This is a genomic window from Alteriqipengyuania flavescens, from assembly GCF_030406725.1.
Lineage (GTDB): Bacteria > Pseudomonadota > Alphaproteobacteria > Sphingomonadales > Sphingomonadaceae > Alteriqipengyuania_B > Alteriqipengyuania_B flavescens.
Map to the genome: position 1 here is coordinate 34,147 of NZ_CP129107.1, position 21,319 is coordinate 55,465.

Consider the following 21,319-nt stretch of genomic DNA (forward strand, 5'->3'; position numbering starts at 1 on the left):
TTCGAACTCCCAATATCCCGGATTTCCGGGGATGGCCCTTGCGGGGATGGCTTTGCGGGCACCATATGGAGCCTTCCATGAACCGCGTCCGACTCCTCGTTTTCAACGCCGCGCTGGGCGCGCTGGACTATCGCGTGCCCGACGGGATGGCGGTGGAGCCTGGCAGCGTGGTCATCGCGCCGCTCGGGCCCCGGCAGATCACCGGAATCGTCTGGGAAAACGAACATTTACCGGCAGCCGAAGTTCCTGACGCCAAGCTGCGCCCCTTGCTCGCCGCCCTGCCCGTCCCGCCCATCCGGGCGGAGCTGCGCCGTTTGATCGAATGGACGGCGGACTATTACTGCGCCTCGATGAGCGCGGTGGCCCGGATGGCGCTGTCCAGCGGGCAGGCGCTGAAAGGCGCGAAGACCGCCACCGAATACCGCCTGACGGAGCAGGAGCCCGACCGGATGACGCCCAAGCGCGCGCAGGCGATGGACGCGCTGCAGGGCGAGCAAGGCTCGATCCGCGAGCTGGCCGAGCTTTCCGGCACGTCGGAAGGCGTGCTGCGCGGTCTGGCGAACGGCGGCGTGCTGGAAGCGGTCGAAGTCGACCTCGACCGGCCCTACGCCCGCGCCGATGCCGGCCATGCATTGGTGGAACTGAACCCCGACCAGGAAGAGGTCGCCGCGCAGCTCGTCGAGGCCGTGGAGGCCGGCAAATTCGCGCCGTTCCTGCTCGACGGCGTGACCGGCTCCGGCAAGACGGAGACCTATTTCGAACCGATGGCGCAGGCGCTGCGGATGGACCGCCAGGTGCTGGTGCTGCTGCCCGAAATCGCGCTGACCGAGGCCTTCCTGAAGCGGTTCGAGGAGCGTTTCGGCGCGCCGCCCGTGGTGTGGCATTCCTCGCTCAAATCGTCGGAGCGGCGGCGGGCCTGGCGCGCCATCGCGGCGGGCGAGGCGCAGGTCGTGGTCGGCGCGCGCTCGGCGCTGTTCCTCCCCTTCGCCCGGCTCGGCCTCGTCGTAGTGGACGAGGCGCACGAGGTCAGCTTCAAGCAGGACGACGGCGTGCGCTACAACGCCCGCGACGTGGCCGTCATGCGCGCTCGGTTCGAAGGCGTGCCCGCCATCCTCGCCAGCGCGACTCCGGCCCTGGAAAGCCTGCAGATGGCGGCCAGCGGCATTTACGAACGGCTGGAATTGCCGAGCCGCTTCGGCAGCGCCGAACTGCCCGATATCGCGACGCTGGACCTGACGAAGCACCAGCCGGCACGGCAGCACTGGCTCGCTCCGCCGCTGGTCGAGAAGCTGCAGGAGCGGCTGGACCGGGGCGAGCAATCGCTGCTGTTCCTCAACCGCCGCGGCTATGCGCCGCTGACCTTGTGCCGCCATTGCGGATACCGCTTCCAGTGCCCCAATTGCAGCGCCTGGCTGGTGGAGCATCGCCTCAGCCAGCGGCTTGCCTGCCACCATTGCGGGCACGAGACCGCGCCGCCAGCCGCCTGCCCCGATTGCGGGGAGCCGGACTGCCTCGTCGCGTGCGGCCCCGGGGTAGAGCGGATTGCGGACGAGGTGCGCGAAGTGCTGCCGGGGGCGCGCGTCGCAGTCGTCACGTCGGACACGCTCGGTTCGCCCGAACGCGCCGCGGCCTTCATTGCCGAGGCACAGGCACAGGCGATCGACGTGATCGTCGGCACCCAGTTGGTCACCAAGGGCTTCCACTTTCCCGAGCTGACGCTGGTCGGCGTGGTCGATGCCGACCTCGGCCTCGAAGGCGGGGACCTGCGCGCAGCGGAGCGGACCTACCAACAGATCGCGCAGGTCGCCGGCCGCGCCGGGCGCGGTGAGAAGCCGGGCGAAGTCCTGCTGCAGACCCGCCACCCCGAAGCCGCCGTGATCCAGGCGCTGGTCGAAGGCGACCGGGACGCATTCTACGAAGCGGAAACAGAGGCGCGCCGCCATGCCGGGGCCCCGCCTTTCGGCCGCTGGGCCGCCATCATCGTGTCGAGCGAGGACGAGGCGGAGGCACGCTCCGCCGCCAAGCTGCTCGGCGGGACCAAGCCTGCCGCGGACGGGATCGACATCTACGGCCCCGCCCCTGCCCCGCTGTCGCTGCTGCGCGGGCGCTATCGCTATCGCCTGCTGGTCAACGCGCGGCGCAATGCGGAATTGCAGAAGGTGATCCGCAGCTGGCTAGGCGGCCACGAGTTTCCGCGCGGCGTGCGCGTGGCGATCGACATCGATCCCTACAGCTTCGTCTGAGGCCTGCCGGCCCCTGCCAACTGCACAGCTGCAAACTTCCTGCTTTGGAATGCAAAGCAAAGCTCTTTGCCCTTACCACTTCCCCTCTCCCCCAGGATTGCTATGCCCGCCGCGACATGACCACCCAGCTCAACCCTGCCCACGAGCGCGCAGTCGCGTACGAAGAACCGCTGTTCGGCGGGCTTCCGGGCGACATGCGCGCCAGCTTCGAATTCTTCCCGCCCAGAACAGAGAAGATGGAAGCGCAGTTGTGGGACGCGGTGCAGGAACTTAAGCCGCTCGATCCTGCGTTCGTGTCCGTCACATATGGCGCGGGCGGTTCCACGCGGGAGCGGACGCACGACACGGTGAAGCGGATCATCGCGGAAGCCGGCATTCCCGCTGCCGCGCACCTCACCTGCGTCGATGCCAGCAAGGCGGAAACGCGTGCCGTGGCGGAGCAATACTGGGAAGCGGGCGTGCGCCACATCGTCGCCCTGCGCGGCGATGCCGGCGAGCCGGGCGCCGCCTTCACGCCGCATCCGGACGGGTTCGCAAGCGCGGCTGAGCTAGTCGCGGGCCTGAAGGAAGTCGCCGATTTCGAGATTTCGGTCGCCGCCTATCCCGAGACCCATCCCGACGCCTCTTGCCCCGACAGCGACATTGACAACCTCGCCCGCAAGCTCGACGCGGGCGCGACGCGGGCGATCACGCAGTTCTTCTTCGCGCCGGAAACCTATTTCGCCTTCCGCGACAAGCTGGATGCGCGGGGCATCACCGCGCCGGTGGTACCGGGCATCCTGCCAGTGACCAACGTCGCCCAGGCGCGCAAGTTCGCCGGGCTGTGCGGTGCGCAGATCCCGGAATGGATGGACGGTTTGTTCGAAGGGCTGGACGAACGGCCCGGCGCGCGCGACCTCGTCGCCGCGACGGTCGCCGCCGAACTGGTGCGCCGCCTTTATGCCGGCGGTGTGCGGGACTTCCATTTCTACACGCTCAACCGCGCGAAGCTGAGCTACGCGATCTGCCACCTGCTCGGCATGCGCCCGAAGGATGCGGCCCATGGGTAAGCGGCAGGAACTGCTGGACGCCGCCGCGCAGGCGATCCTGATCAAGGACGGCCCATACGGCACGGCAATCCAGAACGAGAAGCTGGGTGAAGACGGCTATCGCGGCGACTACGATCTCGGCTTCGACCAGAAGGGCAACAACGACCTCGTCAACCTGACGCGGCCCGATGTCATCGCGAAGATCTGCAACAGCTACATCGATGCAGGCGCGCAAATCCTTGCCACCAACACCTTCAACGCCAACCGCATCAGCCAGGCGGATTACGGTGCCGAAAGCCTGGTGGCAGAAATCAACGCGGCGGCCGCGCGGATCACCCGCGAGTGCATCGACACGGCCACCGCAAGGGACGGCGTCCCCCGCTTCGTCGCCGGCGCTCTGGGTCCCACCAACAAGACCCTGTCGCTCAGCCCCGATGTCGAGGATCCGGGCTATCGCGAGGTCGATTTCGACACCATCGTAGAGGTTTACCGCGAACAGGCTGGCGCGCTGATCGACGGCGGGGCGGACTTCATCCTGATCGAGACGATCTTCGATACTCTGAACGCCAAGGCCGCCATCATGGCCGTGCGCCGGCTGGTGGAAGAGCGCGCGGCAGACATCCCGATCATGCTGTCGATGACGCTGACCGACCTGTCGGGCCGCAACCTTTCGGGCCACACGGTGGAAGCGTTCTGGAGCGCGGTCCGCCATGCGAACCCGGTGACCGTGGGCCTCAACTGCAGCTTCGGCGCGGACCAGCTGCGCCCGCATATCCAGGTTCTGTCCGACATCGCCGATACGCTGCTGATGGCCTATCCCAATGCCGGCCTGCCCAACGACCTCGGGGAATATGACGAGATACCCGAAACCACCGCGTCGCTGGTAAAGGTGTGGGCGGAAAACGGCCGGGCCAATATCCTGGGCGGCTGCTGCGGTTCCACCCCCGCACACATCGCCGCCATCGCGCAGGCCGTGAAAGGCCTGCCGCCGCGCAAGATCCCCGAAGCCGACGGCAAGATGCACCTTGCCGGGCTGGAAAACTTCACGATCGACGCCTGATGTCCGACCTCAGCACCGCCCGCTTCGTCAATATCGGCGAACGCACCAACGTGACCGGCAGCGCCCGGTTCAAGAAACTGATCATGGCCGGCGATTACGACGCCGCCGTCGAAGTCGCGCGCCAGCAGGTGGAGAACGGCGCGCAGGTGATCGACGTGAACATGGACGAAGGCCTGCTCGACGCGGAAGCGGCGATGACCACCTTCCTCAAGCTGATCGCGGCGGAACCCGATATCGCTCGCGTTCCGGTGATGATCGACTCATCGAAATTCGAAGTGATCGAAGCCGGGCTGAAATGCGTTTCCGGCAAGCCGATCGTCAATTCGATCAGCATGAAGGAAGGCGAGGACGCTTTCCTCCAGCATGCGCGCATCTGCCGCGATTACGGGGCCGCGGTCGTGGTCATGGCCTTTGACGAGGAAGGCCAGGCCGACACGAAAGAGCGCAAGGTCGAAATCTGCACTCGCGCCTACAAGCTGCTGACCGAAAACGGCTTTCCGGCCGAGGACATCATCTTCGATCCCAATATTTTCGCCGTCGCGACGGGGATCGAGGAGCACAACCGCTACGGGCTCGACTTCATCGAGGCGGTGGCTGAGATCAAGGCAGCCTGCCCCCGCGCGAAGACCAGCGGCGGCCTGTCCAACCTGTCCTTCAGCTTCCGCGGCAACGAACCGGTGCGCCGCGCGATGCATTCGGTCTTCCTCTATCACGCCATTCCCGCCGGGCTCGACATGGCGATCGTCAACGCCGGGCAGCTCGACGTGTACGACGCGATCGACCCCAAGCTGCGCGAGGCGTGCGAGGATGTGATCCTGTGCCGCGACGACGGCGCGACGGAGCGGCTGATCGAACTGGCCGAAAGCTTCCGCGGGAAGAGCGCGGCGGACGAAAAGGCCGCCGAGGAATGGCGCAGCTACGACGTCAAACGCCGGCTGGAGCACGCACTGGTCAAGGGTATCGACGCGCATATCGTGGAAGACACGGAAGAAGCGCGCCAGGCCGCCGGCCGCCCCATCGAGGTCATTGAAGGCCCGCTGATGGACGGCATGAACGTGGTCGGCGACCTGTTCGGCAGCGGCAAGATGTTCCTGCCCCAAGTCGTCAAGTCCGCCCGCGTGATGAAGAAGGCGGTGGCCCACCTCATCCCTTTCATCGAAGCGGAAAAGGACCTGCTGCCCGAAGCCGAGCGCAAGGCGAAGGGCAAGATCGTGATGGCGACCGTGAAGGGCGACGTCCACGATATCGGCAAGAACATCGTCGGCGTCGTCCTGCAGTGCAACGGTTATGAGGTGATCGACCTCGGCGTGATGGTGCCGTGGTCGAAAATCCTGGAAACCGCGCGCGAGGAAAAGGCCGACATCATCGGCCTGTCCGGCCTGATCACGCCTTCGCTGGACGAGATGGTCACGGTAGCGGAAGAGATGCAGAATGCGGGGATGGACCTGCCGCTGCTGATCGGCGGCGCGACGACCAGCAAGGTCCACACGGCGCTGCGCATCGACGGCGCGTACGAAGGGCCGGTCATCCACGTGCTCGACGCCAGCCGCGCGGTCGGCGTCGCCAGCCGCCTGCTATCCGAAACGCAGCGCGACGACTTCGTGGACGAGACGGCGGGCGAATATGAAAAGGTTCGCGCCGCACGCGCAGGCAAGTCCCCCAGCGTCCTCCTCAGCCTGGAGGAAGCGCGGGCGAACCATTACGACCCGTTCTATTCCGACAAGCCGGCCCCGCCGCTGAAACCCGGCCTGCACGTCTTCGAAGACTGGGACCTGGCGGATTTGCGCCGGTATATCGACTGGACGCCCTTCTTCCGCACGTGGGAGCTGCACGGCAATTATCCCGCGATCCTGGAGGACGAGGTGGTCGGCGAAACCGCGCAGCAGCTATTTACCGAAGCGAACGCGATGCTCGACCGGATCGTTGCGGAAAAGTGGCTCACCGCGCGCGGCGTCGCCGGGTTCTGGCCCTGCGCGCGCGACGGGGACGACATCACCGTGCACGTGGACGAAGGCGAACATCCGGTGTTTCCCTTCCTGCGCCAGCAGGTGAAGAAATCGCGCGACCGGGCCAACATGTGCCTTGCGGATTTCATCGATCCGGCGGGCGACTGGATCGGCGGCTTTGCGGTCGGCATCCACGGGATCGACAGCCATTCCGAACGCTTCCGCGCGGACAAGGACGATTATTCCGACATCCTGCTGAAAGCGCTGGCAGACCGTTTCGCGGAAGCCTTTGCCGAGGCGCTGCACAGGCATACACGTACTGACCTGTGGGGCTATGCGCCCGCCGAGCAGTTCGACAACGTGGCGCTGATCAAGGAACAGTATCGCGGTATCCGCCCGGCCCCGGGCTATCCCGCCTGCCCCGATCACAGCCTCAAGCCCATGCTGTTCGACCTGCTGGATGCAGAGGCAAACGCAGGGCTCTCGCTGACCGAGAATTTCGCCATGTGGCCCACGGCCGCGGTGTGCGGGTTCTATTTCGGCCATCCGGAGAGCGAGTATTTCGGCGTCGCGCGCATCGGCCGCGACCAGCTGGAAGATTATGCGCAGCGCCGCGGCGTCGATCTCGCCACGGCGGAGCGGTGGCTCAGGCCCAACCTCGACTAGCCTTCGCTACCGCGCGTCCGCAGCATCGTAATTGGCGCGCGCCTGCATCATCGCCGCCTGGTTTTCCATTGCCCAACCCGCGATCGCGGCGACCGGCGCGCTCAGGCTCTCGCCCAGCGGGGTGAGCGCATAGTCGACGCGCACCGGCACCGAAGGCGTGACCGTGCGCGAGACGATCCCGTCCCGCTCCAGCGCCCGCAGCGTGCGGGTGAGCATGCGCTGCGAAATACTGTCGATCCGCCGCCGCAGCTCGCTGAAGCGCAGGTCCTCTTCCGCCAGCGCCATTACCACGCGCACGGTCCATTTGTCGCCGATGCGCGAAAGCAGGTCGTTGATGGCCTGGCACGCCGGCGCATCGGGAACCGCAAGGGTTACACCCCTGTTCCTATCCCGCGCGGATGTGCCATCTTGCGCTATCTCCATCACAGTAACCATATGGCCTCCTGGTAATCAGAAGTAACCAAGGAACCGAAAGTATGCAAATCCTCCGCATCGACAGCGCCACCACCGGCGAACAGTCCGTCTCGCGCCGTATCAGCCAGATGATCGCCGACCACTTTTCCGAAAAGCACCCCGATGCGACTTTCGTCACCCGCGACCTGTCGACGGACCCGGTTCCCCATCTCGACCCGGTGACCACCGCCGCCGTGCGCACCGCGCCCGAAACGCACGAAGAATCGGTCGAGCGCGCCTATCCCGAACAGAAGGGGGTGCTCGATGAATTCCTCGGTTCCGACATCGTGATTATTGGCGCGCCGATGTATAATTTCTCGGTCCCGTCGAACCTCAAGGCGTGGATGGACCGGCTGGCAGTGCCCGGCGTCACTTTCGGCTATTCGGAGAACGGCCCGGAAGGCAAGGCCGGAGGACGGCGCGTGATCATCGCCTCGTCCCGCGGCGGCGAATATGGCGACGACAACTCGATAGACCACCAGGAAAGCCTGCTGAAGGGCTTCATGGGCTTTCTCGGCATCGACAGCGTCGACGTGATCCGCGTCGAAAAGGTCGGCTACGGCGAAGAAGCGATCGAGGAAGGCATCGCCGCCGCCAAGAAGGAAATTGCTTCGCTGTAAGCGCGGTGCGATAGCGCGGTCCGACTTGGCAGGGGACCGTGCGCACTATCTCTCGAACTTTCGCAAGAAGGCCGCCGGGGCGCATCGTGCGCGTCGGCGGCCTTGGCCTGCTTGCCGGATGGATGGCGCTGCTCCTCCTCGCGCCGCTCGATGGCGAGCTGCTGCAAAGACTATGGTTTCTGCCCGGGGTCGGCGTCGTCGGGGCGATCATCGCCAACACCTCCGGCACAGGAGGCGGGGTTGTCTTCGTGCCGGTGTTCAACGCCTTGCGCGAATTTGCGGTCATGGACCTCTCGCCCCTGCAGATCGTGGGCGTTTCGATGGGCATCCAGTCCTTCGGCATGACGATGGGCGCGCTGCGCTGGACCGATCGGTTGTTCCACCAACCGCCACCGGCCCCCGGCGAAGCGCTGGTTCGCCCGCGCGATTTCGCCATCGTCACGCTGGGCGTGCTATGCGTGTCCCTGCCCCTGCTCCTGCTTGTCCAGCGCTTCGCGACATTCGACGCGCAGCTGGTCCTGCTCGGCTACAAGGCGTTCTCCATCGTCCTCGGCCTGGTCCTCATCGTGTCCACCTGGACGGTGAACCGCACACGGCCGGAACGCGCGCGGCTGGAGCGGGTCGACCTCGTTGCCCTCCTCCTCATCGCGATCCCGGGCGGCATGATCACGCCGCTGTTCTCGGTCGGCATCGGGGAGCTTGTCGCGCTCTATCTCTTCATCCGGCACTACCCGATCCTGCTGTGTACCGGCACGGCCTGCGCGATCTCCTCGGCCAGCATGATCGCGGGGGTCCTGTGGCATGTCGAGGCAGCGACCATCCGGTGGGAAGTCGTCCTGCTCGCGGCGCCTGCCGCCGTGCTAGGCGGGTTCCTCGCCCGGCCCATTGCCCTGTGGCTTGGTGCCCGGCGCCTAAAGACGCTTGCGGGCCTGTGGATCGTGCTGTCGGCGCTCTACCTCGTCTGGCTGGCTGCGGTCTGACGGCACCAACCGCGCGGGTACGCGTTGGGCGCCCATGCAGAACCCGATCCTCGTCCCCATCCTCGGCGACCAGCTGACCCGCGACCTCGCCTCCATCAGGGGCCGCACCTAGGACGATACCGTCGTCCTGATGATGGAGGTCTGGGACGAGACAACCTACGTAAAGCACCACAAGCAGAAGATCGCGCTGATCTTTTCCGCCATGCGCCACTTCGCCGCCGAGCTGGAGAATGCCGGCTGGACGGTCGATTACGTCCGGCTGACGGACGCGGACAACGCCGGCAGCTTCACCGGCGAGGTCGCCCGCGCCGTGGAGCGTCACGATCCGCGCGCGATCCATGTCGTCGAGGCCGGGGAATGGCGCGTCCAGCAGGCGATCGAGGAATGGCTGGACAAGTTCGACTGCGACGTCGCGATCCTCGAGAACGACCGCTTCGTCTGCTCGCTGGCGGAATTCAACGACTGGGCGGACGACCGCAAGACGCTGCGGATGGAAAACTTCTACCGCGAAATGCGCAAGAAGACCGGCTGACGCCCGCATCGGACGGCTGGGCGCGCAACTGAAAGGCGCGCAAATCCGCCATTTTCCGGTATCGGCGGCTCGGTTCGTCGCACAGCAGGCCCCGCCGACCCCTGCACTGCCCGGTTCGTTCATCGCCCCGACAGACGCCAGCCGCATGGCGCTTCCCGACATTTACACCGGCGACCGCAAAGGTCGCGGAAATCCGGAAGGGAAAACCATGTCCAACATCAAGACACCCGCGGCGTCGTTCATCGCCCTCGCGCTCGTCGGCGCGGGCCTGCCCGCCGCGGCGCAGCAGCAGCCCGCCGAAGTCGCGGCGGAAGCCAGCCAGTCCATCCTCGTCAAAGGGCAGGTCCCTGCCGACATCTCGGACCTGCCCGACGGGCCGGACATCGAAGGCATCATCTCGGACCGTCTCGGCAGCGCGATGGAAGTGACGACGCCGGCCGGCGAGGCGACGATGGTCGGCCTGAGCCAGGGCACCAGCATCAAGGGCCGCGGCGGTTTTCTCGGCCTCGGCCGAACCGAAGTGACCGGCGACATGCTGCTCGCCGGCCTGCCGGTGGAAATCGAAACCGTGCAGTGGGGCGGCGGACTGCTTGCCAAGCGGGTGCGCTTCTCCAACTCCGACCTCGAAACCGCGCAGATGATCCGCGGCGGCACCGCCGGCCAGTTCGCGCGGCAGGGTGCGGCGATCGAGGCCAACACCGAAGCTGCCGAGGCGCTGCGCGGCCGCATGGGCGAGATCGACAATTACGACGTCGTCGGCGTGACCAATGTCTATTTCGACACCGGCAAATGGAGCCTGCCCGGCACCGCCGAGCGCGAGCTGTGCGCCGCCGCGATGCAGGCCGACAGCATCGACAATTCGCTGCTGCTGGTCGTGGGCTACACCGACTCCGTGGGTGACGAGGATTACAACCAGATCCTGAGCGAACGTCGTGCCAGCCGCGTGGTCAACACGCTGCAGCAGAAATGCAGCTGGAAACCCTGGCGCATGCTCTCGCCGACCGGCATGGCCGAATCCGACCCCACGGCGGACAACAGCACCGCCGCCGGGCGCGCGCAGAACCGCCGCGTTTCGGTGAACATCCTGGTCAGCAAGGCCGCGCAGGGCCTCTGATCCCGGCGACAAGAGACACGGGCGGGCGGCCTTTTCGGGCCGTCCGCCTCTTTCGTGTCCGCAATCCGGAACGCAGCCGTCGCCGCGCTGGTTGGAAGGGGGCAACCCCGAGGAACCCGAGAAAGACTTTCCATGGCCGACATTACCACCGTCAACCCCGCAACCGGCGAAGACATCCACTCCTACGACCACATGAGCGAGGACGAAGCCTTCGCCGCGGTCGAAGCCTGTCACGAAGCATTTACCCAGTGGAAGCTGCGCAGCCTCGAAGACCGGGCCGAAGTGATCAAGGCGCTCGGCAAGGGCCTGCGCGACAACAAGGAAGAACTCGCGCAACTGATGACGCGCGAAGTCGGCAAGCTGATCGGCGACAGCCGCGACGAGGTGGAACTGTGCGCCGCCATTTGCGACTGGACCGCCGCCAACGGGCCGAAGGAACTGGCCGACGAAAGCCGCGATCCCAGCAACGCCGGGCGCGGCATCGTGACCTTTTCGCCAATCGGCGTCGTCTACGGCATCCAGCCGTGGAATTTCCCCGCCTACCAGGTTATCCGCTATGCCATCGCCAGCCTGATGGCGGGTAACGGCGTACTGCTGAAGCACTCCTCGCTGTGCACCGGCAGCGGCCTGATGATCGGCAAGATCTTCCGCAAGGCAGGCCTGCCGGAAAACCTCTTCACCGTGCTGGTGATCGGGCACGACCTGTCGGACAAGATCATCGAGCATGACAAGGTCCGCGGCGTGACGCTGACGGGCTCCGACGGTGCGGGCCGCCATGTGGGCGAGAAGGCCGGCGCGGCAATCAAGAAAACCGTGCTCGAGCTTGGCTCCAACGACGCCTACATGGTGCTGGAAGACGCGGATCTCGACCTGGCCGCCGAAGTCTGCGCGCAGGCGCGGCTCTATAACAACGGCCAGACCTGCATCAACGGCAAGCGCTTCATCGTGACTGACAAGGTGTACGACGCCTTCATCGAGAAATTCGTCGCCCGCTTCGAAGGCGTCGATCTGGGCGATCCGACCGACGAAGACAGCGACATGGGCCCGATGAGCTCCGCCGACCTGCGCGACGACCTGCAGGACCAGGTCGACAAGTCGGTCGCCAACGGCGCCAAGGTCGCCTGCGGCGGCAGTGTGCCGGATCGCAAGGGCGCATGGTACCCCGCGACGGTGCTGACCGACGTCGCACCCGGCCAGCCGGCCTATGACGACGAGTTGTTCGGCCCGGTCGCCAGCGTGATCCGCGCAAAGGACGACGAGGACGCCATGCGCCTCGCCAACGACAGCCGCTACGGCCTTGGTGGCGGTATCCTGTGCGGTGACGAGGACCGCGCGATCGAGCTGGCATCGAAGCATTTCGACACCGGCATGGTCTATATCAACACCTACGGCGTCGCGGACCCGTCCATGCCGTTCGGCGGGGTCAAGAACTCCGGCTACGGCAAGGAACACGGCGGCTTCGGCGTGAAGGAATTCGTCAACGCCAAGGCGATCTTCGTGGGCAAGAAGTAAGCAACCAGGCTCAGCGCTTCTCGCGTTCCAGAAGCTCGCGCTTGATCTTCGTGCCATAGGCATAGCCGCCCAGCCCGCCGTCGGCGGCTATGACCCTGTGGCACGGGATCAGTACGGCGATATTGTTCGCCCCGTTCGCCCCGCCGACCGCGCGGCTGGCTTTCGGGTTGCCGAGCGCGGCGGCGAGTTCGCCGTAGCTGCGCGTTTCGCCTGCCGGAATTTCGCGCAAGGCCTGCCACACGCGCTGCTGGAAAACGGTGCCTTTGACGTCCAGCGGGATATTCCCGGCGCTGCCCGGGGTTTCGACGGCGGCCACGACCTCTTCAAACAGGTCGCGAAAGTTCTCACCGGCAGGCACCAGCGTGGCGTTGGGAAACCGGTCGCGCAATTCCGGCTCCCCTTCCCCGAAGCTGAGGCAGCAAACGCCCCTGTCCGTTGCGGCGACGAGCATCGCGCCCAGGCTCGTGTCGATCACGCTCCAGTGCACGGTGCGGCCCTTCCCGCCGCCGCGCCAGTCGCTCGGTGTCATGCCCATCCTGCCCTCCATCGCGGCGTAGAAGCGGCTCGGCGCTTCGAAGCCTGCATCGTAGATCGCTTCGCCGACCGTTTCGGCCCCGCTTAGTTCTTTCCGCGCCCGCTCTTCGCGCAAGGCCCGTGCATAGGCCGCGGGTGAAAGCCCCGTGGCGCGTGTGAAGACGCGCTGGAAATGCGTCGGCGAATAGCCGGTCAGCGCCGCCAGGTCGCCGAGCGTGTGGCGCCCCGCCGACCGCTTGATCGCGTCCACCGCCGCCAGCACGGCAGCCTCGTCCCGCGCGACATCGTCCGGCAGGCACCGTTTGCATGCCCGCAAGCCGCTCGCCTTCGCCTCGTCGCCGCTCGCAAAGAAACGCACGTTCTTGCGCGCCGGATGCCGTGCGGCGCAGCTCGGCCGGCAATAGATGCCGGTGGTAAGCACGCCGGTCACGAAGCGCCCGTCGAACGTGCGGTCGCGGCGCTGCACGGCGTTCCAGGCGATGTCGTCGGTCGGTTGCATGGCAGGTGTTGTAGCCATCGCGGCGGAGGCTTGCATCCCGAAGCTTGCGATCAAAACCCGCAGTCGCGTATTGCCGCAGGCGATGACACGGTTTTTCACGATCCTCGCCGCGCTGCTGGCGCTCCTCGCCCCGCAACTGGCCGCTGCCGATGCCGCCGATATCGATGCCGCCGCGCGCGGGGTCGTCCGCGTGCTGATCGTGGGGACGGACGAGGAAGGCGAAAGCTTCCCCGTCAGCCACGGGACCGGCTTCGCGGTTTCCGGCAACCGGTTGGTCACCAACAACCACGTGGTCGACGAAGTGCGGATCGACCCCCGGCTGCGGGTGCTGGTCGTTCCGGCAGAAGGCGGCGAGGCGGTGGAAGCCCGCGTTGTCAGCTACAGCCCGCGCAACGACCTGGCGCTGATCGAGATTGCCAGCGGCCTGCGCCTGCCGCCGCTCACCATCGCCGGCGCGGCGGAGGCCGACAGCGGCGACGTCTATGCCGTGGGCTATCCGCAGAATGTGGACATCGCGCAGGGGCTTGGCCTCGGCGACGTGTTCCGCGCCACGCCGCCCGTAAAGGCGCGCGGCTCGCTCGCCGGGCGGCGCCCGTCGCGCCAATTCGACACCATCCTGCACACCGCGCCGATTGCGCGCGGGAATTCGGGTGGGCCGCTGCTGGACAATTGCGGGCGCGTGGTCGGCGTGAACAGCTTCGGCGCATCGAGCAGCGGTACGGATGCCGAGTTTTTCTTCGCAGTATCGATGCGTGAATTGCTGCCGTTCCTGCGTGCGAACGACGTCCAGCCGCGCGTCAACGCCATGCCTTGCCGCAGCCTGGTGGAGCTCGATGCGGAGGAACAGCGCCGCGCCGAGGCCGCCGCGCGGCAAGCAGACGAAGCGCAGAGCGCCGCCGCCCGCGAACGCGCCGCCGCAGAAGCCAGCTTCCGCACCCAGGTTAGCCGCGACATCGCCGAATCGCGCGACAACGGCCTGGCGGTAGCCGCCGTGCTGCTGGTCCTCTCGCTCGTCGCCGGGTTCGCCGCCTACCAGCTGCACGTGAACGGCAAACGCAACCCCTTCATCGCCGCCGCCGTGCTGGCCGCCATCGCGCTGGTCGCAGCGGTCGTGACATGGTTCAGCCGGCCGCAGCTGCGCGAGATTGACGACCGGGTCGCCATGCGGCTGGACGAGGAATTCGGCACCGGCAGCGCCGATCCCGTATCCGGCGAAGGCGCGCTTTCCGGCGATCTTGTCTGCACCGTCGACCCGCAGCGCAGCCGCATCACCGGCGCTTCGGTAGAGGATCTGCCGTTCGAATGGAGCGCGGGCGGCTGCGTCAACGGGCGCACCCAGTATGGCCTGCTCGATGGCAAGTGGTCGCGCGTGTTCGTGCCGAACGAGGAAGCGGCCGTCTCGCTCAACCGCTTCGACCCGGCGACCGGCGAATACCGCATGGAACGCTACCTGTTGGGCGCCGCCGACATGGCCGCCGCGCGCGAGGCCCGCGGCACCTATCGCGGGCCCGGCTGTGGCGTTGACGAAGCCGCCGCCCGCGATTTCGGCGAGAAGCAGGACGCCGTGCTGGCGCTGCTGCCCGACCGCCCGAACGAGCGGGTGGTCTACAAATGCAGCAAGGCCGATTGATTTGCCACCATGGAGAACCGGCAGATCCTGAAAGTCGCAGGCGTAACCGGGATCGCCGTATTTGCTGCGCTGGTCCTGCCTATGCTGCTGCCGGATTCAGGAGATAGCGGGGACGGATCGCCCTCCGCCCGAACCGCAACAAGTCTCTTCGGAAGTCCAGCTTGGTGAATGGCGTGCCGCAGCCTTGGAAACCTGCCGTTGCCAGCAAGTCGGCGGACGGGAAAATGAATGTCCCGAACCGCTATTCACTGCGACACGCCGGATAGTCCTGAAGACTTATGGACAGAGAACAGATCGATTTTCCGCGCACGACCTGCGGCCCGCTGGAGGAACGCCAGCGGTGTCTCAAGTTTGCCGACGGACAAAAGTGCATCACGGAAGGCTATTTTCTCGCAGAACCGCTTGATGAAGAGCCGGTGCCGCCGGCATGCACAGCGAGGGAAGCCGGGATCGTCCTCGCCGGAAATCGCGAGTTACGCGGCAGGCTCTATGATTTCGGCGACCGCACGCCAACCAACGTGGAGACGATGATGGCCGACAGGGAGCTTTCCGAAGCGGCGGCAGTCGGCCTGCGCGAGATTGCAAAAGATCCGCAAGGGTCGGCCGCCGCAGTGGATACGGAAGACGCCTGCGGCTAGGCCGCCAGGGCCTCGCCGCTCAGCGTGATGCGGTGCATGATGCGCTCTTCGCCGGGATAATCGTTCAGCGCCATGTGCCACGTCGTCCGGTTGTCCCAGATCGTCACCGTGCCGGGCTTCCACACCACCCGTGCCTGCGCCTCCGGCGTCATCGCGGCGGCATAGAGCCTTTGCAGCAGCGGCAGGCTTTCCTCGCGCGTCTGCCCTTCGAAGTGCAGGGTGAAGGCCGGGTTCACGTACAGCAGCTTGCGGCCTGTCTGCGGGTGGCGGATCACGACCGGGTGGGTCGCCAGCGTCTTCAGCTCCTGACCGCGCAGCGCCTTGCCCTGGTCGGTCTGGGCATAGGCGCCGTCGGGCGCATAGATATGGTCGGCGGAATGGACGGCGCGCATGCCGGCGATCTCGGCCTTCGTCTCCTCGTCCAGCGCATCGTAGGCCGCGCCCATGTGAGCGAACAGCGTGTCGCCCCCCTTGAGCGGCAGGGTCCGCGCCACGAGGATGGAGCCCATCGCCGGCACCTGGTCATAGGAATGGTCGGTATGCCAGCCGCCGCCGATATTGGTCTGCTGGTCCTTTTCCTTGCGGACCTCGGCAATCTCCGGATGCTCTCCATTCAGCGGGAAGTAGTTGTTGATGTCGATCCCGCCCCACCGGTTGGCGAGCTCAATGTGCTGCTGCGGCGACAGGTCCTGCCCGCGCAATACCACGACGCCGCTTTCCCAGACCGCTTCCTTCAACTGATCCAGCGCTTCGTCGGACATTTCGGCGAGCTGGCAGCCGGTCACCTCGGCGCCGATTTCCTCGCCCAGCGGGGTCATCTTCATCGCATCTCTCCTGCGCGACTCGCGCGGCGATGCTACGCCGAAACCCGCGCGTCGCCAAATCACCCGCGATCTGCCGGATACCCGGCTTGCATGAATCGGGGGCGGCTGCTAGGCGCGCGCCAATCTTGCGAGGGCCGCCCGTTCCGGCCGGCCGTTTCGCAGTCGATCAGATAATCCGTTACCCGGACCCGAGAAGGACTTTTGCGCGTGGAGATTTCCGCCGGTATTCAGGCTAGCCTGGCAGGCCGCTATGCTTCCGCCCTGTTCGACCTCGCTGCCGAAAAAGGCACCGTGACCGCTGTCGAATCGGACCTCGAGAAGCTCGAAGCAGGCCTCGACCAGTCGGACGAACTGCGCCAGCTGACGACCAATCCGCAGGTTTCGCGCAACGATGCGCAGAAGGCCGTGTGGGGCGTTGCCGCCATCATGGGCCTGGCCGACCTCACCCAGAACTTCCTCGGCACGCTGGCGCAGAACCGCCGGCTGGGCCAGCTGCCCGCCATCATCCGCGCCTTTCGCGCCATCGCCGCCGCCCAGCGCGGCGAAGTGACGGCCGAAGTCACCAGCGCCCACGCCCTCACCGACGCCCAGCTTTCCACGCTGGAGCAGAAGCTGAAGGCCCGCGAAGGCCGCACCGTGAAACTAACCACCAAGGTCGACCCCGACTTGCTCGGCGGCCTTGTCGTCACCATCGGTTCGAAACGCATCGACGGTTCGATCCGCACCCGCCTCAACACCCTCGCCAACGCGATGAAAAGCGCCTGACAGGCTCAAAGGACAACGCAATGGATATCCGCGCCGCAGAAATCTCCAAGGTCATCAAGGACCAGATTGCCAATTTCGGCACCGAAGCCGAAGTCACCGAAGTCGGCAGCGTGCTGTCGGTGGGTGACGGTATCGCCCGCATCCACGGCCTCGACCAGGTCCAGGCCGGCGAGATGGTCGAATTCCCCGGCGGCATCCAGGGCATGGCGCTCAACCTCGAAGCCGACAACGTCGGTGTCGTGATCTTCGGCTCCGACGCCGAGATCAAGGAAGGCGACACCGTCAAGCGGACCGGCACAATCGTGGACGTTCCCGTCGGCAAGGGCCTGCTCGGCCGCGTGGTCGACGCGCTCGGCAACCCGATCGACGGCAAGGGCCCGATCACCGACGTGACCCGCGCCCGCGTGGAAACCAAGGCCCCCGGCATCATCCCGCGCCAGTCGGTGCACGAACCCGTGCAGACCGGCCTCAAGGCCATCGACGCCCTGGTCCCGATCGGCCGCGGCCAGCGGGAACTGATCATCGGCGACCGCCAGACCGGCAAGTCCGCCGTCGCGATCGACACCTTCATCAACCAGAAGGAACTGAATGCGGGCGACGACGAATCGAAGAAGCTCTACTGCGTCTATGTCGCCGTTGGCCAGAAGCGCTCCACCGTGGCGCAGCTCGTCAAGACGCTCGAGGAAAACGGCGCGATGGAATATTCCATCGTGATCGCCGCCACCGCGTCGGAGCCTGCCCCGTTGCAGTACCTCGCCCCCTACACCGGCTGCGCGATGGGTGAATTCTTCCGCGACAACGGCATGCACGCCGTGATCGTGTACGACGACCTTTCCAAGCAGGCCGTCGCCTATCGCCAGATGTCGCTGCTGCTGCGCCGCCCGCCGGGCCGCGAAGCCTATCCGGGCGACGTGTTCTACCTCCACAGCCGCCTGCTGGAGCGTGCGGCAAAGATGAACGCCGACCAGGGTTCGGGCTCGCTCACCGCGCTGCCGATCATCGAAACGCAGGCCGGCGACGTGTCAGCCTATATCCCGACCAACGTGATCTCGATCACCGACGGCCAGATATTCCTCGAAACCGAGCTGTTCTACCAGGGCATCCGCCCGGCCATTAACGTCGGCCTGTCGGTCAGCCGCGTGGGCGGTGCCGCCCAGACCAAGGCGATGAAAAAGGTGTCGGGCTCGATGAAGCTGGACCTCGCGCAGTACCGCGAGATGGCCGCCTTCGCCCAGTTCGGCAGCGACCTCGACGCCGCCACGCAGAAGCTCCTCAACCGCGGTGCGCGCCTGACCGAACTGCTCAAGCAGCCGCAGTTCTCGCCCCTGCCCTTCGAAGAGCAGACCGTGTCGATCTACGCCGGCACCAACGGCTATCTGGACGATATCCCGGTGAACCGCGTGACCGAATACGAAGCCCAGATGCTGAGCTTCATGCGGAACGAACACGCCGACGTGCTCACCGACATTCGCTCGAGCGGCAAGTTCGAGGGCGAAACCGCCGACAAGGCGAAAGCCGCGCTCGACACGTTCGCCAAGCAGTTCGCCTGAGCCTGAGAGAGACACCTAGGGAGCCAACATGGCCTCGCTGAAAGAACTCAAGGGTCGGATCAACTCGGTCAAGTCGACCCAGAAGATCACCAAGGCCAAGCAGATGGTCGCTGCGGCCAAGCTGCGCCGCGCGCAGGCGGCGGCGGAAGCCGCGCGCCCCTATGCCACGCGGCTGGCCGACGTGATGGCCTCGCTCGCAAGCAAGGTGTCCGGTGACGGCGCGCCGAAGCTGCTGGCCGGCACGGGCAACGACCAGCGTCACCTGCTCGTCCTCGTCAACACCGACAAGGGCCTGTGCGGCGGCCTCAACGCCAACCTCGTCAAGGCTGCGAAGCTCAAGGCGAAGGAATTGCTGGCCCAAGGCAAGGACGTGCAGTTCTACCTCGTCGGCAAGAAAGGCCGCGCGCCGATCAAGCGCGACTACGCCGACCGGATCGAACAGCACTTCGACACCAGCACCGTGCGCAACCCCGGTTTCGAGGAAGCCGAAAGCATTGCGGACGAGCTGATCGAAATGTTCGAAGGCGGCAAGTTCGACATCGCGCACCTGATTTTCCCGACCTTCAAGTCGGCGCTGGTGCAGGAACCGACGATCAACCAGCTGATCCCCGTCCCCGCCCCGGAAACGGACGCGGCAGCCGGCAGCGACGCGGTCGTGGAATACGAGCCCGGCGAGGAAGAAATCCTCGAAGAACTGCTGCCGCGCTACGTCAAGACGCAGGTCTTCGGCGCGCTGCTGGAAATCGCCGCGTCGGAACAGGGCGCTTCGATGACCGCGATGGACAACGCCACGCGCAACGCCGGCGACCTGATCAGCAAGCTCACCATCCAGTACAACCGCAGCCGCCAGGCCGCGATCACCACCGAACTGATTGAAATCATTGCAGGCGCGGAAGCGCTCTAAGGCAAAGGCAAGGAAACGAACATGGCCACCGCCCCAGTTGCTAACCAGGCACTCAACCAGACCACCAACGGCACGATCGCCCAGGTCATCGGCGCCGTCGTCGACGTGCAGTTCGAAGGCGAACTGCCGGCGATCCTTACCGCGCTCGAAACGAAGAACGGCGACAACACGCTGATCCTCGAGGTCGCGCAGCACCTCGGCGAAAACACCGTGCGCACCATCGCGATGGACGGCACGGACGGCCTCACCCGCGGGCAGGAAGTCATCAACACCGGCGCGCAGATTTCCGTGCCGGTCGGCCCGAAGACGCTCGGCCGCATCATGAACGTGGTCGGCGAAGCGATCGACGAGCGCGGCCCCATCGGCGCCGAAACGACCGCCCCGATCCATGCCGAGGCACCGGAATTCATCGACCAGTCGACCGAAGCCGACATCCTCGTCACCGGCATCAAGGTGATCGACCTCCTCGCCCCTTACGCGAAGGGCGGCAAGATCGGCCTGTTCGGCGGTGCCGGCGTGGGCAAGACCGTGCTGATCCAGGAACTGATCAACAATATCGCGAAGGGTCACGGCGGCGTGTCCGTGTTCGCCGGCGTGGGTGAGCGTACCCGCGAAGGGAACGACCTTTACCACGAATTCCTCGACGCCGGCGTTATCGCCAAGGACGCCGACGGCAACGCCACGTCCGACGGTTCCAAGGTGGCGCTCGTCTTCGGCCAGATGAACGAGCCTCCGGGCGCGCGTGCCCGCGTCGCCCTGTCGGGCCTGACCATGGCGGAATATTTCCGCGACGTGGAAGGCCAGGACGTGCTGTTCTTCGTCGACAACATCTTCCGCTTCACCCAGGCGGGTTCGGAAGTGTCCGCCCTGCTCGGCCGTATCCCGTCGGCTGTGGGCTACCAGCCGACCCTGTCGACCGACATGGGTAACCTGCAGGAACGCATCACCTCCACCACCAAGGGCTCGATCACCTCGGTGCAGGCAATTTACGTTCCCGCCGACGACCTTACCGACCCGGCACCGGCCACCTCGTTCGCCCACCTTGATGCGACGACCACGCTGAGCCGCGCGATTTCGGAGCTGGGCATCTACCCGGCGGTCGACCCGCTCGACTCCACCAGCCGCGTGCTCGAACCGCGCGTCGTGGGCCAGGAGCACTACGAGACCGCTCGCCGCGTCCAGGAAACGCTGCAGAAGTACAAGAGCCTGCAGGACATCATCGCCATTCTCGGGATGGACGAGCTGTCGGAAGAGGACAAGCTGACCGTCCAGCGCGCACGCAAGATCCAGCGCTTCCTGTCGCAGCCGTTCCACGTGGCCGAAGTCTTCACCAACATCCCGGGCGAATTCGTCCAGCTGGAAGACACGGTGAAGTCGTTCAAGGCCGTGGTCGACGGCGAGTACGACCACCTGCCGGAAAGCGCCTTCTACATGGTCGGCGGCATCGACCAGGCGGTCGCCAAGGCCAAGAAGATGGCGGACGAGGCGTAAGGCATATGGCCCTTCACTTCGAACTGGTGACCCCTGCCAAGCTGGTCCGGTCGGAAGACGTCCACATGGTCGTCGTCCCCGGCAGCGAAGGCGAATTCGGTGTGCTGGAAGGCCACGCGCCTTTCATGTCGACCATCCGCGACGGCGCGGTGCAGGTCTACAAGACCGAAGGCGCCGCCCCGGAAGAGATCGAAGTCCGCGGCGGTTTCGCCGAAGTGGGCGAAAACGGCCTCACCGTCCTGGCGGAACACGTCGAAGGCTGATCGCCTCGATCACGACCTGAAAGATAGAGGGCGGCCCGATGGGTCGCCCTTTTTCGTGGACGAAGTG

At 66.0% G+C, this 21,319-nt stretch carries 18 protein-coding genes and 1 pseudogene; 16 read left to right on the forward strand and 3 right to left on the reverse strand.

All coding sequences use genetic code 11. From position 1 onward, the window contains the following. The first annotated feature begins 77 nt into the window (after positions 1 to 77). The 4 genes from QQW98_RS00250 (at position 78) to metH (ending at position 6,943) form a co-directional block, all read left to right on the forward strand. Positions 78 to 2,243, forward strand: a complete 2,166-nt coding sequence (locus QQW98_RS00250) for a primosomal protein N' (RefSeq protein WP_290135559.1) — start codon at positions 78 to 80, stop codon at positions 2,241 to 2,243. 116 nt (positions 2,244 to 2,359) lie between these two features. Further along, positions 2,360 to 3,292, forward strand: coding sequence for a methylenetetrahydrofolate reductase [NAD(P)H] (gene metF / locus QQW98_RS00255; protein WP_290135560.1), 933 nt, complete (start codon positions 2,360 to 2,362; stop codon positions 3,290 to 3,292). Next, positions 3,285 to 4,331 carry a homocysteine S-methyltransferase family protein gene (locus QQW98_RS00260; RefSeq protein ID WP_290135561.1) on the forward strand — a complete coding sequence of 349 codons (1,047 nt, stop codon included), beginning with the start codon at positions 3,285 to 3,287 and terminating at the stop codon, positions 4,329 to 4,331. Before metF ends, QQW98_RS00260 begins: the two co-directional genes overlap by 8 nt. After that, entirely contained in the window at positions 4,331 to 6,943 is a 2,613-nt protein-coding gene (gene metH / locus QQW98_RS00265; protein WP_290135562.1) for a methionine synthase, read from the forward strand. Before QQW98_RS00260 ends, metH begins: the two co-directional genes overlap by 1 nt. Positions 6,944 to 6,949: 6 nt before the next feature. Here metH and QQW98_RS00270 read toward each other — a convergent pair whose 3' ends face one another. Continuing rightward, positions 6,950 to 7,366, reverse strand: coding sequence for a winged helix-turn-helix transcriptional regulator (locus tag QQW98_RS00270; protein WP_290135563.1), 417 nt, complete (start codon positions 7,364 to 7,366; stop codon positions 6,950 to 6,952). A gap of 53 nt (positions 7,367 to 7,419) precedes the next feature. Here QQW98_RS00270 and QQW98_RS00275 point away from each other — a divergent pair, with 53 nt between their 5' ends. The 5 genes and pseudogenes from QQW98_RS00275 to QQW98_RS00295 all read left to right on the forward strand — a co-directional run bounded on the left by QQW98_RS00275 (position 7,420) and on the right by QQW98_RS00295 (position 12,154). Next, positions 7,420 to 8,016, forward strand: coding sequence for an FMN-dependent NADH-azoreductase (locus tag QQW98_RS00275; RefSeq protein ID WP_290135564.1), 597 nt, complete (start codon positions 7,420 to 7,422; stop codon positions 8,014 to 8,016). A gap of 86 nt (positions 8,017 to 8,102) precedes the next feature. Next, on the forward strand, positions 8,103 to 8,996 hold the full coding sequence (locus QQW98_RS00280) for a sulfite exporter TauE/SafE family protein (protein WP_290135565.1): 894 nt from the start codon (positions 8,103 to 8,105) through the stop codon (positions 8,994 to 8,996). Positions 8,997 to 9,030: 34 nt separating this feature from the next. After that, positions 9,031 to 9,525 (forward strand): annotated as a pseudogene (locus QQW98_RS00285) (cryptochrome/photolyase family protein); the annotation flags it as partial. 211 nt (positions 9,526 to 9,736) lie between these two features. Beyond that, positions 9,737 to 10,642: an OmpA family protein gene (locus QQW98_RS00290; protein WP_290135566.1), complete on the forward strand. Its 906-nt coding sequence runs from the start codon at positions 9,737 to 9,739 to the stop codon at positions 10,640 to 10,642. A gap of 132 nt (positions 10,643 to 10,774) precedes the next feature. Continuing rightward, positions 10,775 to 12,154 (forward strand): NAD-dependent succinate-semialdehyde dehydrogenase, encoded by a 1,380-nt coding sequence (locus tag QQW98_RS00295; protein WP_290135567.1) that lies wholly within the window; start codon positions 10,775 to 10,777, stop codon positions 12,152 to 12,154. Positions 12,155 to 12,164: 10 nt separating this feature from the next. On the opposite strand, the gene QQW98_RS00300 is transcribed toward QQW98_RS00295, so the two are convergent. Then, entirely contained in the window at positions 12,165 to 13,187 is a 1,023-nt protein-coding gene (locus QQW98_RS00300) for a bifunctional transcriptional activator/DNA repair enzyme AdaA (RefSeq protein WP_290137069.1), read from the reverse strand. 82 nt (positions 13,188 to 13,269) lie between these two features. Between QQW98_RS00300 and QQW98_RS00305 the strand changes: the two genes are divergently transcribed. Next, positions 13,270 to 14,817 carry a S1C family serine protease gene (locus QQW98_RS00305; RefSeq protein WP_290135569.1) on the forward strand — a complete coding sequence of 516 codons (1,548 nt, stop codon included), beginning with the start codon at positions 13,270 to 13,272 and terminating at the stop codon, positions 14,815 to 14,817. A 278-nt stretch (positions 14,818 to 15,095) separates the two neighbouring features. Continuing rightward, complete coding sequence (locus QQW98_RS00310) at positions 15,096 to 15,455, forward strand: hypothetical protein (RefSeq protein WP_290135570.1); 360 nt, start codon at positions 15,096 to 15,098, stop codon at positions 15,453 to 15,455. On the opposite strand, the gene QQW98_RS00315 is transcribed toward QQW98_RS00310, so the two are convergent. Next, positions 15,452 to 16,279, reverse strand: a complete 828-nt coding sequence (locus tag QQW98_RS00315) for a TauD/TfdA dioxygenase family protein (RefSeq protein WP_290135571.1) — start codon at positions 16,277 to 16,279, stop codon at positions 15,452 to 15,454. The genes QQW98_RS00310 and QQW98_RS00315 overlap by 4 nt on opposite strands. Before the next feature lie 207 nt (positions 16,280 to 16,486). Between QQW98_RS00315 and QQW98_RS00320 the strand changes: the two genes are divergently transcribed. From QQW98_RS00320 to QQW98_RS00340, 5 genes are read left to right on the forward strand one after another with little or no spacing between them, the layout of a single operon-like run. Further along, positions 16,487 to 17,044 carry a F0F1 ATP synthase subunit delta gene (locus QQW98_RS00320; protein WP_290135572.1) on the forward strand — a complete coding sequence of 186 codons (558 nt, stop codon included), beginning with the start codon at positions 16,487 to 16,489 and terminating at the stop codon, positions 17,042 to 17,044. Between the two features lie 20 nt (positions 17,045 to 17,064). Beyond that, positions 17,065 to 18,594, forward strand: a complete 1,530-nt coding sequence (atpA, locus tag QQW98_RS00325; protein ID WP_290135573.1) for a F0F1 ATP synthase subunit alpha — start codon at positions 17,065 to 17,067, stop codon at positions 18,592 to 18,594. Between the two features lie 28 nt (positions 18,595 to 18,622). Next, positions 18,623 to 19,498 (forward strand): F0F1 ATP synthase subunit gamma, encoded by an 876-nt coding sequence (locus tag QQW98_RS00330; protein ID WP_290135574.1) that lies wholly within the window; start codon positions 18,623 to 18,625, stop codon positions 19,496 to 19,498. Positions 19,499 to 19,519: 21 nt separating this feature from the next. Continuing rightward, positions 19,520 to 20,989, forward strand: a complete 1,470-nt coding sequence (gene atpD / locus QQW98_RS00335) for a F0F1 ATP synthase subunit beta (RefSeq protein ID WP_290135575.1) — start codon at positions 19,520 to 19,522, stop codon at positions 20,987 to 20,989. 5 nt (positions 20,990 to 20,994) lie between these two features. Further along, a complete protein-coding gene (locus QQW98_RS00340; protein WP_290135576.1) occupies positions 20,995 to 21,252 on the forward strand; it encodes an ATP synthase F1 subunit epsilon in 258 nt (85 codons plus the stop codon). Positions 21,253 to 21,319 lie beyond the last annotated feature (67 nt).

Coding starts and splice junctions, on each gene's coding strand:
- QQW98_RS00250 (WP_290135559.1), top strand. CDS start 78: ATGAACCGCGTCCGACTCCTCGTTTTCAACGCCGCGCTGGGCGCGCTG.
- metF (WP_290135560.1), top strand. CDS start 2,360: ATGACCACCCAGCTCAACCCTGCCCACGAGCGCGCAGTCGCGTACGAA.
- QQW98_RS00260 (WP_290135561.1), top strand. CDS start 3,285: ATGGGTAAGCGGCAGGAACTGCTGGACGCCGCCGCGCAGGCGATCCTG.
- metH (WP_290135562.1), top strand. CDS start 4,331: ATGTCCGACCTCAGCACCGCCCGCTTCGTCAATATCGGCGAACGCACC.
- QQW98_RS00270 (WP_290135563.1), bottom strand. CDS start 7,366: ATGGAGATAGCGCAAGATGGCACATCCGCGCGGGATAGGAACAGGGGT.
- QQW98_RS00275 (WP_290135564.1), top strand. CDS start 7,420: ATGCAAATCCTCCGCATCGACAGCGCCACCACCGGCGAACAGTCCGTC.
- QQW98_RS00290 (WP_290135566.1), top strand. CDS start 9,737: ATGTCCAACATCAAGACACCCGCGGCGTCGTTCATCGCCCTCGCGCTC.
- QQW98_RS00295 (WP_290135567.1), top strand. CDS start 10,775: ATGGCCGACATTACCACCGTCAACCCCGCAACCGGCGAAGACATCCAC.
- QQW98_RS00300 (WP_290137069.1), bottom strand. CDS start 13,187: ATGCAACCGACCGACGACATCGCCTGGAACGCCGTGCAGCGCCGCGAC.
- QQW98_RS00305 (WP_290135569.1), top strand. CDS start 13,270: ATGACACGGTTTTTCACGATCCTCGCCGCGCTGCTGGCGCTCCTCGCC.
- QQW98_RS00310 (WP_290135570.1), top strand. CDS start 15,096: ATGGACAGAGAACAGATCGATTTTCCGCGCACGACCTGCGGCCCGCTG.
- QQW98_RS00315 (WP_290135571.1), bottom strand. CDS start 16,279: ATGAAGATGACCCCGCTGGGCGAGGAAATCGGCGCCGAGGTGACCGGC.
- atpA (WP_290135573.1), top strand. CDS start 17,065: ATGGATATCCGCGCCGCAGAAATCTCCAAGGTCATCAAGGACCAGATT.
- QQW98_RS00330 (WP_290135574.1), top strand. CDS start 18,623: ATGGCCTCGCTGAAAGAACTCAAGGGTCGGATCAACTCGGTCAAGTCG.
- atpD (WP_290135575.1), top strand. CDS start 19,520: ATGGCCACCGCCCCAGTTGCTAACCAGGCACTCAACCAGACCACCAAC.
- QQW98_RS00340 (WP_290135576.1), top strand. CDS start 20,995: ATGGCCCTTCACTTCGAACTGGTGACCCCTGCCAAGCTGGTCCGGTCG.